We start from the raw sequence: 14,791 nt of genomic DNA, 5'->3' as shown, positions 1-14,791 counted from the left end.
ATATACTTGTTGTTCAGTGCAATAACTGCAAATTTATAAAAGGTATAGTTGTCAAAAAAAGGCTCAAATTTATAATCGAAAATTCAGAACTATTTTTGGACTAAAACTATCAAAACTATAAAAAGTTATTACATTAAAAATGATTAATGTTTATTATTAATACTCTTTTTGTAAAAATGATAATTCTATTTTTCAAAGATAATCGGATGTTTCTGGTATAATTAATATTATTTTATCAATTATATATCATATTATTGCAATAAAAAAAACGAATATTACTTCTTAAAATAGATTTTAAAGATGGGCAGTACTAAAAATTTTTATAGAGAAATCGCTCCGTTATCTGCTGGAGACAGCTTTTTGGTTTTTGACAGAGTGAAAGATAGTTTTGATTTTCCGGTGCATTATCATCCGGAATTTGAGATCAATTTTATACTAAACGGAAAAGGAGTAAAGCGGGTTGTAGGGGATAATATAGAAGAAATCGATAATGTTGAACTGGTTTTGATTGGTCCGAATTTATATCACGGTTGGGAATTAAATAAATGTACAAGCAAAAAAATCCACGAAATAACCATTCAGTTTCATAACGATTTGTTTCATGAATCATTTCTTGCCAGGCGTATTATGAACCCAATTCGGGATATGTTCAATCGTTCGATTCACGGTATTTTATTCTCGAAAAAAATAGCCGAAGAATTGACTCCACGGTTGGTAAGGCTTTCTAAATTAGATGGTATGGACTATTTTTTAGAAATTACTTCATTGCTTTATGATTTGGCGAATTCCAGAAACCAGCGTTTGCTTTCTACTTATACAGTAGATTATGACACGTTTGATGATTATGATAAAATGAAATTGGTTTATGAATATGTACAGAAACATTTTGCTGAGAAGATCACTTTAGAAGATGTTGCCGGTGTTGCCAGTATGTCTATAATTTCATTCAATCGGTTTATTAAAAAACGTACCGGAAAAACATTTGTCAATTATATAAATGATATTCGAATTGGATATGCAGCTCGTTGGCTGGTAGAAAAAGATATGAGTGTTTCTGAAGTTGCTTTTAAATCCGGGTTTAATAATATAGCAAACTTCAACCGTAGTTTTAAAGCGATTAAAAACTGTACACCAAGCCAGTATAGAGAAGATTTCTCTGGATTAAAGCGTATTTTATAGTGATACTTTTTTTGCACAAACAAATATTATTTTTAACGAAATCGTTTGCTTTTTGGCTGATTCGTTAATTTTTGTTTATTAGCTACAGTGATTTGATACGTTTGGTTTGCGAATAATTCAATTTTTTATGTGTTTTATTTTAATATGTGTTTTTTTATTGATTCATAGTAAAAATATTATCGTTAAATGATATAATACTATTGATTTAATGTTTTGTTGTGTTATAGATTTGTTAAATAATTTAAGAAATAAAATAGGACTCTATTTATAACTTGAATTAGGATAACAAATTTAAACTAACCAAACATTTATTATGAAAAAACTAATGACTAACTTCATTCATTGGAATGCTAACCACAAAGCGGTTCCTCTGATTTTATTTTTGTTACTGACGAGTAATTTTGTTACGGCTCAGGTAAAACTAACAGTAACAGGAACGGTATCTGACAGTAAAGGAATGACAATTCCTGGAGCCAACATTTCGATTGTTGGATCTAAAACGACTACTTCTACAGATTTTGATGGTAAATATACTATTGATGCGCCTTCTAACGGAACATTAGTGGTGTCATTTATTGGGTTCGATTCTCAAAAAATGGGGATCGCAGGAAGAACAAAAATTAACGTTTCTCTGGTGTCGAGCTCTGAGGATTTAAGAGAAGTTGTTGTAATTGGTTACGGAACTCAGAAAAAGAAAGACGTAAATGGTGCAATATCTTCAGTAAAAGCAAAAGATTTAGAGAACATAAAACAAGTTTCTATAGACCAAATGCTTCAGGGTAAAGCCGCCGGGGTTTCTGTAACAAACAATTCAGGACAGCCGGGAGGTGCAGCTTCTGTAAGGATACGAGGAACTACTTCTATCACGGGAACAAATGAGCCTTTGTATGTTATCGATGGTGTGCCAATATCAGGAGATGCTACAGGAAAATCTACAAGCGGGCAAACTTTGGCCGGTAAAGACGGGTTTTCTTCTTCAGGAGGAAGCGGGAACACGGCTATGAGCCCTTTGTCGATGATTAATCCAAGTGATATCGAATCTATGGATATTTTGAAAGATGCTTCTGCAACAGCTATTTATGGTTCGAGAGGTGCAAATGGAGTTATCATAATTACAACAAAATCCGGTAGAAAAGGTGGTGGAAAGGTTTCTTACGAGAACTACACTTCTATGAGTTCAGTTACTAATAAACTGGATGTTTTGACTTTGCCTCAATACGCAACGTTGAAAACAGATTTGGCTAAATTATGGGGATTTCAGACACGTCAGGAATTTTCGCATCCTGAATTATTGGGTCCAGGAACTAATTGGCAGGACGAAGTATATAGAACAGCAGTTTCTCAAAGTCACCAGTTATCATTTTCTGGTGCTAAAGACGGAACTAGTTACTACCTGTCAGGAAGTTATTTAGATAATCAGGGAACGATTATAAATTCAGGATTAAAAAGATATACAGTAAGATTGAATTTAGATTCGAAAATTAAACCATGGTTAAGAATTGGCGGAAATCTTACGGGAGGTATTACAAACGAGAAGATTACAGTGAATCAAAGTTATTCAGGATTGATTTCGAATACTTTATTACAATCTCCGGATATTCCTGTTCGAAATTCTGATGGTTCATTTGCCGGACCTCCTTCATCAGAACAAAGTGTTACATATTATAATCCGGTTGCTGAGGCCTTGACCAGAGAAAATAAATTGGTCAGAAAGAATTTCTTAGGGAATATCTATGCTGAAGTGGATCTTTTTAAAGGATTAAAATACCGAATTGAAATTGCAGCCAATACGGAGTTTTCTGAAAATGATGATTTCAGACCTTCTTATGCATGGGGAAGCCAGGTAAATTTATTGGCAGATCTTGATGTGCGAAGACAAAATTGGTATTCTACAAACATCAAAAATTTATTGACTTACGATAAAACTTTCGGTAAACACAGAGTTACACTTTTGGCAGGTCAGGAAGCAAATGATTCGCATTGGGAAGGTTTAGTTGCATCAGCGCAAGGTTTTAAGACAAATTCTATTCATACTATTAACCTGGCTGATGTCGATAATAATACGATTACACAATATAAAGGCAGCGCTTCACTTGCTTCTCTTTTTGCTCGTATTATTTATGATTTCAATGATAAGTACAGTCTTACAGCTTCTGTCAGACAAGATATTTCGTCTAAGTTTGATCCTACAACTGGAAATCAAAAAGGAGTTTTTAATGCGATTTCCGGTTCCTGGAAATTATCAAACGAGTCTTTTATGGAGGGAACCCGCAAGTATGTTGATAATATCAAATTCAGAGCAGGTTATGGAGAAACAGGAAATCAGCAAATCCCGAACAACAGCTATTCTGCCATGTTAGGAGCTCAGAATTCCGGTTTAGGAAGCGGCTTTTTACCATCCAATTATCCTAATCCTAATTTGGTTTGGGAATCACTAAATCAGACCAATTTAGGTATCGATTTTACACTGCTGAATAATAAACTCTCTGCGAGTTTTGATGTCTATGATAAAAAATCAAAAGGATTTTTGTTTCAGGTGCCATTGCCGCTTTATTTAACCGGAGGTGGAGGACAATACGGAGGAATTTCTGCGCCATATTCTAATTTAGGAACAATGAGCAACAAAGGATTTGATCTTACTGTGGGTTACGATATGAGATCAGCAGGTAATTTTAATTGGGATACCTCTTTGGTTATATCACAATACAAAAATAATTTGGATGAAATCGCTAACGGAATTGTCTTGACTCAGGAAGTAAATACAAACGGATATCAGCCTGTTGTAGTGACCAATACTACAGTTGGAAATCCTATTGGTTTATTTTACGGATACAAAACAGATGGATTGTTTAAAGATCAGGCTACTTTGAATAGTGCGCCAATTCAGTTTGGTCAGGCTGTAGGAACTGCTGCCGGTCAAACAGCTTTGGGAGATGTAAAATATGTCGATGTAAATAACGATGGTAAAATAGATGCAAGTGATAAAACTTTTATCGGAAATCCGCATCCAAAATTCACTTTTGGTTTTACCAATAACTTTAAATATAAAAATGTAGACTGTTCTGTATTCTTGCAGGGATCATACGGAAATGATGTAATGAACTTAACCAGAAGAGGAGGAACAACAAATGCATCTTTATATGATAATCAGTTAGTACAAGCAATGGATTATTATTCGCCTACAAATACAGGAAGCAATAACCCGAGACCAATCGCAGATTCTGCAAATAATAATTTACTTATTTCAGATCGTTATGTAGAGGATGGATCTTATTTAAGGATTCAAAACGTAACTATCGGGTATTCATTACCACAAGATATTATTTCAAAATATAAAATATCAAGATTAAGATTGTACGGAACCGCACAAAATTTATACACGTTCACCAACTATTCTGGTTATGATCCGGAGATAGGTTCATTCAATCAAAATGTGCTTTTATCAGGAATTGACAACGGAAGATATCCGGTAGCGAGAACATTTTTATTTGGACTTAACGTAGAATTTTAAAAATTAAAACAAAATGAAAAAGAAATCTTTTTTAAATAGATATAGTTTGCTTCTTATAGCAACAGCATTTTTGACTTTTGGATCATGTCAGGATGATTTTACTGACAGACCTTCTGAGGACGGAATTAGTTTAGATTCTTATTATAGTACAAATGATCAGGTATCATCTGCTACAAACGGAATGTACAGCAGGACTTGGTTTCAAATGTATAATAAATTTTGGTGGGCACTCGAAGTGGGTTCCGGTAATATGTATTCTGGCTCTGGTGATGTAAGCGGATTAAAAACTTTCTCGATTAACGGTAGTGATCCTGAATTGGTAAACGGCTGGTCTTCGTTATGGGCAAATGTGCAGCAGTCAAATATGATTATTAATTTCCTGAAATCCAGAGTAGGACCGGATGTTTCTAAAAATGTTTTGGACAATACAATTGGAGAAGCTTATTTTTTAAGAGCTACTTCGTATTTTGATTTAGTGAGACTTTGGGGGCCGGTGCCAATTATCGAAAATCCTCTGGATTATACAAGTAATCCTTATATAAATAATAATACTGTTGCAGATGTTTATAAATTAATCACAATGGATTATTTAAAAGCGATTGACTTATTGGCTGATAAAACCAGAGGAGCTAATTATGCCAATAACGGACATGTTTCTAAAGGTTCTGCAAAAGCAATGCTGGCAAAAGTTTATTTGTATCAAAAGGATTATGCAAATGCCAGAGCAATGGCAGAAAGTGTTATCAATAGTGGTGAATTTAAATTATTAGGAGGGGATCAATTACCGGGAAAAAGCTTTGCTGATTTGTTTACATATCCAAACAATAATAACGAAGAATCTATTTTTGCGCTTCAATGGAAAACAGATGGTAACTACGGATCCGGAAATAATTGCAATACACAGTTTGGTTTTCAGGACGGAACATTATCAACTTCAAATGCAGCTTATGCGGGAGTTTTTGGTCCAAGTCAGGAAGTGCTTCTTTCTTTATATGACGACGGAGATTTAAGAAAGCATGAAACTGTAATGGTTCCCGGAGCTACTTATCCAAATATAAAAACAACACAAGGAGTTGGATTTACAGTGCCTGCAGATAAAGATCTGGCTCAGGCATCCGGAGGAGCGATTAAAAAATATTGTATCGGAGTTGTAAACGGAAATGCTACCGGTCAAATTGATAGTTGGGCAATGATGGATAATAATTCTTATGTAATGCGTTATGCTGAGTTATTATTAATTCACGCCGAAGCTGTGTTAGCAGGAGGATCAAGCACATCTGATCCGGCTGCTTTAAATTCGATAAATGCTGTTAGAAAAAGAGCAGGTCTGGCTAGTTTAACTACGGTAACTTTTGATGCAATCTTTTTAGAAAGAAGAAAAGAATTGTGCTTCGAAGGAGATTATTGGTTCGATTTAGGGCGTATCGATAAAACAAAAGCGATTGCTATTATGTCTGCGCAAAATAGGGGAGACCGATATGCTGAGATTCATTATACACCCAGATATAGTGAAGATCACGCCGCAAATGATTTCTATATGGATTATCCGGATAATGAGGTAGCTAAAAATCCAAAGTTATTACAGCCGCCAGTTCCGTATACTTTTAAATAATTATTAAAATTTAAATATTATGAAAAATATAAAAATAAAATACCTCTTTTCTTTTTTTGCAACAGCATTTGTACTGGTGGGTGGGTTTTCTTCCTGCAACAGCGATGATGCTGCCAGTGGCGGATCCGGTAATCCTGCAATTACCAGTGTCGCATTATCTAAAGAAGGGGATTTAGTTCCTGTTACGGTTGGTGATCCTAAAAATTATTATATTATTCAGGGTACAGGACTTTCGACTGTTTCAAAAATTTACTTCAATGATTTTGATACTTATTTCAATCCTGTGCTGGTTACAGATACTGCAATTTTCGTTTTAATCGATGAAAAAACGCCTTATGCAAATTCAAGCAATAAATTAAAAGTAGTGACGAAATTCGGAACGATACTTTATGATTTTATGATTTCGCCACCAACACCAAAATTAGTAAGTTATAATCCTATCAATGCTGTTGAAGGAGATATCGTAACAGTTTCCGGAGATTATTTTCTAAATCCTCTTGTAAAAGTAGGAACCGTAGATGTACCTGTAATTTCTTCAAGTTTAACAGAATTGAAATTTAAAATGCCGGCCAATGCTGCCAATAAATATGTAACAGTTACTAATATTTCAGGTTCGGCTACTTCAAAAGAAGCAATTGGTACAGCATTATTTGATGATGTATGGTACAACGACTGGTTTTATGACGGAGGAGATGATAAAGTCTCTCTGGAAAGTTCAGGCGCTGCACAAGGAAATGTAATGATAAAATCAATTAATGACGGATGGGGTGGTAACCGCTTTAGAAATAAAGATTGGGGAACTTTGGATATGGCAAATTATAGCGGAATCAGATTGTTTATTAAAGGTGAAAAAGCAGGTAAAGTGGCTATTATCCTGAACGGACACTGGAGTGATCCTGATGCTAAAGTGATTGATGTAACGACGGAATGGAAAGAATATAATCTGCCATGGAATTCCTGGCCTTTTGCTGTGACAAGTTTGCAGGATATTGTTCTAAAAGATTTTACAGGTAATAAGTCAACATATTACTTAGATAATATTGGTTTTATTCTGAAGTAATTTTTAAGGAAATCTCTTTGGTTTGAGTTTTGTTTGAAGTATTCCCTAATCTACTCAATTAGGGAATGCTTTTTTTTTAATAATTAATTTGAATTTTTAATAATGAAAAAAATCATTTTAGTAGTCGCTTTAAGCATCTCAGGTTTAGTTTTTAGTCAGGGAAATACACATACCCAATTAGCAGGAAAATTTGAAGGCCTCGCGATGACACCTCCAATGGGGTGGAATTCATGGAATACTTTTGGAACAAGTATCGATGAAAAATTAGTAAAAGAAACGGCAGATATTATGGTCTCTTCCGGGATGGCAGCTGCCGGATACAATTATATTGTACTTGATGATGGCTGGATGACCAGAGAACGAGACGCTAACGGGGATTTGATTCCGGATCCGGTTAAATTCCCTAACGGGATGAAAGCGGTAATAGATTATGTTCATAGCAAAGGATTAAAATTTGGTTTGTACAATTGTGCAGGAACACAAACTTGTGCCGGTTATCCGGGAACACGTGGTTACGAATATCAGGATGCTCGTTTTTATGCTAAACTGGGGATTGATTTTTTAAAATATGATTGGTGCAATACACAGGGAATTACAGCTAAAGAAGCTTATACGACAATGAGTAATGCACTAAAAACAGCCGGAAGGCCTATTGTATTTAGTCTTTGCGAGTGGGGAGATAATCAGCCATGGGAATGGGGGAAACCTGTTGGGAATTTATGGAGAATTTCCGGAGATATTTATCCTTGTTTCGATTGTGAGTTTAAACATCCTGAAAATTGGTCGTCCTGGGGATTCATGAAAATTGTAGAAATGCGAAAAGATATTCGTAAATATTCCGGTCCCGATCATTGGAATGATTTTGATATGATGGAAGTGGGGAATGAGATGAATGATACCGAAGATAAAGCGCACTTTGCAATGTGGTGCATGATGGCATCACCACTTGTTGCGGGAAATGATTTCAGAAAAATGTCAAAAGAAACGCTGGCAATTTTAACGAACAAAGAATTAATTGCCGTTGATCAGGATAAACTGGGAATTCAGGGTTTTAAATATTCTGCTGAAGATGGATTAGAAGTTTGGGTGAAACCTTTATCAGATGGAAATTGGGCCGTAACTTTTTTGAATAGAAGTGAAGTGCCTAAAAAAATCAATTTTGATTGGAAAAAACATGTTATTAAAGATGCTGATTTTGGATATGAAGCTGATTTTAGTAAAACAGTTTTTAAGCTTAAAGATCTTTGGAAGAATAAAGAATCTGGTACCACAAAAAAGAATTTTACTGCAGATATTGTTCCTCATGATGTGATTACATTACGACTAATTCCTTAAATCATTTTATTATGAATAGTAAAAAACACTTTTTTGCTCTTACCTTATTATTAATGTTTTCTATAGCGAATGCTCAATTTGTTAAAAATCATGGTCAGCTCAATGTTCGTGGAACACAATTGGTAGATAAAAACAATAATCCGATTGTTTTGCGTGGTATGAGTTTTGGCTGGCATAGTATGTGGCCCAGGTTTTATAATGAAAAGGCGGTGAGTTGGTTAAAAAAAGACTTTAATTGTAATGTGGTTCGCGCTGCAATGGGAATTGAACTTGGAGAATGGTCGTATGTAAAGAATCCTGAGTTTTCTAAACAAAAAATAGAAGCAGTTGTAAACGGAGCTATAAAGTCTGATATCTATGTGATTATTGATTGGCACAGTCATAATATTAATCTGAAGGAAGCTAAAGAGTTTTTTGCTGAGGTCTCTAAAAAATATGCAAAGTATCCTAATATAATCTATGAGATATTCAATGAGCCGGATCATGAATCATGGCCAGAGGTAAAGGCATACTCCGAAGAGGTAATTAAGATAATCCGGGAAAATGATGCCCATAATATTATTTTAGTTGGTTCTCCGCATTGGGATCAGGATGTAGATCTTCCGGCTGCTGATCCAATAAAAGGGTTTGATAATATTATGTATACCATGCATTTTTATGCGGCAACACATGGTAAGGAGTTACGGGATAGAACGGATAATGCTATAAAAAGTGGTTTGCCTATTTTTGTTTCAGAATCGGCGGGAATGGAAGCTTCTGGCGATGGATCTCTCGATCTCAAAGCCTGGCAGGAATATATCGACTGGATGGAAGACCGAAAATTGAGCTGGATTACCTGGTCTGTTTCTGATAAAGATGAAACTTGCTCAATTTTAAAAAAGTCGGCTAAGTCAGAAGGAAAATGGAAAGAAGAAGATTTAAAAGAATCAGGAATTAAAGTTCGTGAGTTTTTAAGGAAATACAATACGCAAGATTAGCATTGCTTGCGTGATTTTTTAAGGAAAGCCTGTTCAATCTTGAACAGGCTTTTTGTTTGTTTTTAACTCTGAAATAACAACTGCTTTTTATGAATTACTCCTATTTTGTTTATTTTTATTTTTGTAGGAATTTATACAATTTGTTTTATTGCTTTTTAAATTTTTTACGTCATGCTGTATTTTGTGTTTATTTTTTTGTTTTTGTACTTGACCCCCTATTTTTTATAGGGTTGATTTTTTTTTTAGACATTTTATTGTGTTTTTATCTTGTTTTTTAGTTCCTATTTGGCTTTGATGTCTAATTTTCTAGTGTTTTTAGTTTTTAATGGTTGTCAAATTTTCAAAAATAAAGAAGTATAAATGTCATATCATGATTATTGTTATTCTAATTTTTGTAATCCGTAATTCTTCCCTGAATTCGTCAAAAAAATGAATTTCAATTCTTTTACTCATACAAAAGTTAATAAATTCGCTAATGAAAATGAGGGTGTTTGAGAGACGAATAAGAGGTTTTAGAAATGACTTATACTATTAAATAGATATATAAAAGATTAACTAACCAGAATCAATTAATAACTAAAAACCAATTAAAACATGAAAAAAGTAGTACACATTTTAGCCGCGATGTTAACGAGTTCTTTTGCTTTTGCCCAAGATGATACTGACACTTCAGTTTCACCAGCAACTACTTGGGGAGGATCGGCAGACGCTTATTATAAGTATGATTTTTCAAAACAAATGAATGGATTAACGAGCTTTACCAACTCGCAAGATTCATTCGAATTAGGAATGGCTTCCGTTCAGGCAGCGCATACGTTTGGGAAGGCCTCCGTTTTTGTAGACTTAGGTTTCGGGAAGAGAGCAGGAGAGTTTTCATATAATGAAACAACAGATAAAGATATTGACGCAAAATTTTTAATTAAACAATTGTTTTTTACGTATCAGATTACAGATGAATTTAAGGTAGTGGCAGGTAGTTTTGGTACACATATAGGATATGAAGTATTAGATGCAATAGGAAATAAAAACTACAGTATGTCTTACGCATTTTCTTATGGACCATTTTTTAATACAGGTGTAAAAGCACAATATACCTCAGGAAAGTTTACTGCAATGGCCGGAATTACAAATCCTACTGATTTTAAATCAGCTATGGATGCCGGCTCGACTCAAAAAACTTTTATAGCGCAATTGGGTTATATTGGCGAGACAGGAAGTGCATATTTAAACTTTACATCAGGAAGTACTAATCCTACTCCGGGAACATTAGTGATTCCGTCTGATGAAAATAAAACACAAATTGATTTTGTGGCTTCTAAAACAATAACAGATGCTTTTTCTTTAGGATTTAATGCGACATATGCTAAAACTAAAAATGACTTTGACAGTGCTTTAGATGGTGATTGGTTTTCACTTGTAGGCTATGCTAATTATGCTTTCAAACCATCTTTGAGCTTAGCTTACAGAATGGAATATTTTGATGCTAAAAATGCTGCGGCCAATGTGGGAACATTAATGGGATCAAACGTTTTTGCAAATACAGTTTCTTTGAATTATAAAGTAGGTAAACTGACTATAATTCCTGAGTTAAGATACGATGCCGCATCTGAAGATATCTTTTTAGATAAAGATGCTATGCCAACAGGTGGTTCGTTCTACGCATTAATTGCTACAACATACTCTTTCTAGAGATAAAGATTGATATTTTTTTTTTTTTTTTGGAGCTGTCGAAACACACTAATGTTTTGGCAGCTTTTTTATTTGAGAGCTTTTTTTGTTACGACTCAAGCATTGGTAAATAAATGAAGTAAAATATTTTTCACGCAGATTTAAAAAAGATTTTGGCAGATATATTTATCACTAAATCCAGGGAGTAAATCATTTTAACCTGCTTTAAACTTTTATCCGGATAGCTATTGTAATTGACTAAATTCAGTATTTTCAATTTGTTCTAATTTGCGCATTTGAGGCAAAAAAAAAGTTGCCTAAGGAAGATTAATTGTTTTTGACAACAGAAATCGGCGACTAAATTCAGCTTTTTAATTTGTGCTAATTTGCGCATTTGTGGCAAAAAAAAGTTTCATAAAGAAAAATTAATCTTTTTAATTCCAGTAATCAGTCACTAAATTCTGCATTCTTAATTTGTTCCAACTTGTGCAATTTGCGGCAACTTCAATAAAAAAAAACGCGTTTCTAAATGTTTAGAAACGCGTTTGTATTTTGAGTATTTTCTCTTTTTATTGAACCTGCTTTTTATAAATCGAATAAATCGTATCTATTGTTTTTCGGTCTAAAGTAGCAGTTACATCAGTTTGAATATAATGTAATTTGAATGCCATAATGGCTGCTGAGAGATTTTTGGTATTATATCCTATAATTCTCAATGCGGGTTCAATTTTAAAATCAAATGGAGCTTCTTCTAAAACAGCATCCGGCCAAATTCCAAATCCTTTTTCTGCTAATGTTTTCCAGGGAAATAAAGCACTCGGGTCTTGTTTTCTGCCTGGAGCGATATCAGCATGCCCTAATATGTTTTGCGTCGGGATGTTATAGTCTTTCTTTAATTTTGTCAAAAGAGCGACTAAACTTCCAATCTGCGCTTCTGTAAAAGGTTTAAAGCCATTATTATCAAGCTCTATCCCAATTGAAGAAGAATTGATATCTGTATTTTTCCCCCAAGTTGCAGCTCCAGCATGCCATGCTCTTAAATAATCATTTAGCATTTGAACTACATTTCCATTTTCAGAAATTATATAGTGTGCACTTACCTGTGTTTTAGTTTTGGTAAACGTCTTAATCGTTTGCTGAATAGAATCCTGGGCAGTATGATGAATAATGATAAAACTTGGTTTCCTTAAATTAAAATTTACAGTACCGATCCATTCTGTATTAATGCCGTTTAGTAAATAAGTAGATCCCGTTTTTGATAAAGTATCTTTTACAATTCCAAGCTGTTGAGCATATGTAGTATCAATAACTACAGGGCTTACCGGAGGAATTGGTTGAGGTTCTTTACTCGTAATTTGATTTTCTAAAGTTTTAAGCTGCTGATCATAAACCTTCTCTGTGCTTTTGTAAGGATTTGTTGAACAACCAGTAATGATAAGGGCTAAAATCAGATAACAAAAATGTTTTTTTGCCATAATAGTTACGTTTTTTTAGATAAGACTGAAACAATTATTCTTGAATCTTTGTTTCAGTATCTTCTTTGACTTCTTTTGTGTCTTTATCTTTAGAATCTTTTTTCTTTTTTGATTTAGATGGCTTTTTTATCTCTTTAAAATCAGCCATAAAAGCAGTGTATTTTTCTACCTGATCAGGATTCAAAAAAGCAGTTATTTTTTTAGTAGTGCTTTCTCTTAAAGCTTTAATTTGCTCTAATTTTTGATCCTGACTGCTGCTTTCGTTTTTCAAAAGAATTCCTTGTTCTTTCATGCTGTCAGTAAAAACATTTGCAATAGCAATTGCCTGAAGTTCATCAAGATTTACTACCGGTTTCATTTGTTCTACAATTTTAGCAGCTGTTTCTTCCGGAGGTGTTTCTTTAGGTTTGCTGGTATTTCCTTGCGGTCCTCCCATCATACTTCTGTCCATACCCATTCCTCCGCCTCTTCCATATCCGTTACCGCCGCCATAGCCTCCTCCACCGCCGTAACCATTATTATATCCGTTTCCGTATTGAGCCGAAACAGAATTGAAGCAGAATAAGGTAAAAACCAAAAGAAATAAAGATAGTGTAGGTTTCATAAAAATGTTTTTATCTAAAATTGATAATTCTTTAGCGTAAATTTAAGCAGGTTCTCCGTATAAATCAAATTCTGTAGCCTCTATTATTCTTATATTAACAAATTCCCCTGTTTTTACATAATGTTTAGATGCGTCAATTAAAACCTCGTTATCAACATCCGGGCTATCAAATTCAGTTCTTCCCACAAAATGAGCGCCTTCTTTTCTGTCAATAATACATTTAAAAACCTGGCCTACTTTCTCCTGATTCATATCCCATGAAATTTGCGATTGCAATTCCATTATTTCGTTTGCTCTGGCTTGTTTTACATCGTCCGGAACATCATCTTCCAGTAAATAAGCATGCGTGTTTTCTTCGTGAGAATAAGCAAAACATCCCATTCTGTCAAATTTCATTTCCTGAACGAAATCCTTCAAAATTTCAAAATCTTCCTGAGTTTCTCCGGGATATCCAACGATCAAAGTAGTTCTGATCGCCATTCCTGGAACGGCAGCACGGAAATCTTTTAATAATTGAGTTGTTTTAGCCTGAGTAGTACCACGACGCATCGATTTTAATATAGAATCCGAAATATGTTGTAACGGAATATCAATATAATTACAAATCTTAGGTTCGCGTTTCATTATTTCAAGAACATCCATCGGGAAACCTGTAGGGAAGGCATAGTGTAAACGAATCCATTCGATTCCTTCTACTTTTACCAATGCTTCTAAAAGTTCTCCAAGATTTCTCTTTTTATAAATATCAAGACCATAATAAGTTAAATCCTGAGCGATTAAGATCAATTCTTTTACGCCATTCTTAGCTAAACCTTCAGTTTCTTTAACTAATTTTTCGATAGTTTGAGAAACGTGTTTACCACGCATAAGAGGAATCGCACAAAAACTACAAGGTCTGTCGCAACCTTCGGCAATTTTCAGGTAAGCATAATTTTTTGGAGTAGTAGTCAAACGTTCTCCTAATAATTCATGTTTATAATCTGCTCCTAAAGCTTTCAATAACTGAGGTAATTCTGTTGTACCAAAATATTGATCTACGTTAGGAATTTCTTTTTCTAAATCAGGTCTGTAACGCTCAGACAAACATCCTGTAACAAAAACCTTGTCAACTAATCCTTTGTCTTTTTTGTCTGCATATTCCAAAATCATGTTTACTGATTCTGCTTTAGCGTTATCAATAAACCCACAAGTGTTGATTACGATAATGTTTCCTTCTCTTTCTGCTGGAGCTTCATGTTCAACTTCTTTTCCGTTTGCACGAAGTTGACCCATTAACACTTCACTGTCATATACATTTTTCGAACACCCAAGAGTGATTACGTTAATTTTGTTCTTTTTTAAAGACTTGGTTCTCATACTTTTATAAATTG

At 34.2% G+C, this 14,791-nt stretch carries 10 protein-coding genes; 7 read left to right on the top strand and 3 right to left on the bottom strand.

Annotation, left to right across the window (positions count from 1 at the left end; translation table 11 throughout):
* Positions 1-300 precede the first annotated feature (300 nt).
* From NJT12_RS02590 to NJT12_RS02560, 7 genes are all read left to right on the top strand, one after another.
* The gene (locus NJT12_RS02590) at positions 301-1,179 is read left to right on the top strand and encodes an AraC family transcriptional regulator (protein ID WP_271334374.1); all 879 of its coding nucleotides are present in this window, start codon (positions 301-303) and stop codon (positions 1,177-1,179) included.
* A gap of 313 nt (positions 1,180-1,492) precedes the next feature.
* A complete protein-coding gene (locus NJT12_RS02585) occupies positions 1,493-4,690 on the top strand; it encodes a SusC/RagA family TonB-linked outer membrane protein (protein WP_271334373.1) in 3,198 nt (1,065 codons plus the stop codon).
* A gap of 13 nt (positions 4,691-4,703) precedes the next feature.
* A complete protein-coding gene (locus tag NJT12_RS02580) occupies positions 4,704-6,302 on the top strand; it encodes a RagB/SusD family nutrient uptake outer membrane protein (protein WP_271334372.1) in 1,599 nt (532 codons plus the stop codon).
* Between the two features lie 19 nt (positions 6,303-6,321).
* Positions 6,322-7,362: an IPT/TIG domain-containing protein gene (locus NJT12_RS02575; RefSeq protein WP_271334371.1), complete on the top strand. Its 1,041-nt coding sequence runs from the start codon at positions 6,322-6,324 to the stop codon at positions 7,360-7,362.
* Positions 7,363-7,464: 102 nt separating this feature from the next.
* Entirely contained in the window at positions 7,465-8,697 is a 1,233-nt protein-coding gene (locus NJT12_RS02570; protein WP_271334370.1) for a glycoside hydrolase family 27 protein, read from the top strand.
* 11 nt (positions 8,698-8,708) lie between these two features.
* The gene (locus tag NJT12_RS02565; protein WP_271334369.1) at positions 8,709-9,674 is read left to right on the top strand and encodes a glycoside hydrolase family 5 protein; all 966 of its coding nucleotides are present in this window, start codon (positions 8,709-8,711) and stop codon (positions 9,672-9,674) included.
* Between the two features lie 594 nt (positions 9,675-10,268).
* Positions 10,269-11,363: an outer membrane beta-barrel protein gene (locus NJT12_RS02560; protein ID WP_271334368.1), complete on the top strand. Its 1,095-nt coding sequence runs from the start codon at positions 10,269-10,271 to the stop codon at positions 11,361-11,363.
* A gap of 548 nt (positions 11,364-11,911) precedes the next feature.
* On the opposite strand, the gene NJT12_RS02555 is transcribed toward NJT12_RS02560, so the two are convergent.
* The 3 genes from NJT12_RS02555 to rimO are packed head-to-tail and all read right to left on the bottom strand — an operon-like array spanning position 11,912 to position 14,777.
* Positions 11,912-12,817 (bottom strand): N-acetylmuramoyl-L-alanine amidase, encoded by a 906-nt coding sequence (locus NJT12_RS02555; protein WP_271334367.1) that lies wholly within the window; start codon positions 12,815-12,817, stop codon positions 11,912-11,914.
* Between the two features lie 34 nt (positions 12,818-12,851).
* Positions 12,852-13,421, bottom strand: a complete 570-nt coding sequence (locus NJT12_RS02550) for a hypothetical protein (protein WP_271334366.1) — start codon at positions 13,419-13,421, stop codon at positions 12,852-12,854.
* A gap of 42 nt (positions 13,422-13,463) precedes the next feature.
* Entirely contained in the window at positions 13,464-14,777 is a 1,314-nt protein-coding gene (gene rimO, locus NJT12_RS02545) for a 30S ribosomal protein S12 methylthiotransferase RimO (protein ID WP_271334365.1), read from the bottom strand.
* Positions 14,778-14,791: the final 14 nt, after the last annotated feature.

Source organism: Flavobacterium azizsancarii, assembly GCF_027980145.1.
Taxonomy (GTDB): domain Bacteria; phylum Bacteroidota; class Bacteroidia; order Flavobacteriales; family Flavobacteriaceae; genus Flavobacterium; species Flavobacterium azizsancarii.
Note: the sequence above shows the minus strand (reverse complement) of the source record. Positions and strands in the feature narration are given on the sequence as shown.

What these genes read in the sequence shown, in the direction of transcription:
- NJT12_RS02590 (WP_271334374.1), top strand. Translation starts at nt 301, where the DNA reads ATGGGCAGTACTAAAAATTTTTATAGAGAAATCGCTCCGTTATCTGCT.
- NJT12_RS02585 (WP_271334373.1), top strand. Translation starts at nt 1,493, where the DNA reads ATGAAAAAACTAATGACTAACTTCATTCATTGGAATGCTAACCACAAA.
- NJT12_RS02580 (WP_271334372.1), top strand. Translation starts at nt 4,704, where the DNA reads ATGAAAAAGAAATCTTTTTTAAATAGATATAGTTTGCTTCTTATAGCA.
- NJT12_RS02575 (WP_271334371.1), top strand. Translation starts at nt 6,322, where the DNA reads ATGAAAAATATAAAAATAAAATACCTCTTTTCTTTTTTTGCAACAGCA.
- NJT12_RS02570 (WP_271334370.1), top strand. Translation starts at nt 7,465, where the DNA reads ATGAAAAAAATCATTTTAGTAGTCGCTTTAAGCATCTCAGGTTTAGTT.
- NJT12_RS02565 (WP_271334369.1), top strand. Translation starts at nt 8,709, where the DNA reads ATGAATAGTAAAAAACACTTTTTTGCTCTTACCTTATTATTAATGTTT.
- NJT12_RS02560 (WP_271334368.1), top strand. Translation starts at nt 10,269, where the DNA reads ATGAAAAAAGTAGTACACATTTTAGCCGCGATGTTAACGAGTTCTTTT.
- NJT12_RS02555 (WP_271334367.1), bottom strand. Translation starts at nt 12,817, where the DNA reads ATGGCAAAAAAACATTTTTGTTATCTGATTTTAGCCCTTATCATTACT.
- NJT12_RS02550 (WP_271334366.1), bottom strand. Translation starts at nt 13,421, where the DNA reads ATGAAACCTACACTATCTTTATTTCTTTTGGTTTTTACCTTATTCTGC.
- rimO (WP_271334365.1), bottom strand. Translation starts at nt 14,777, where the DNA reads ATGAGAACCAAGTCTTTAAAAAAGAACAAAATTAACGTAATCACTCTT.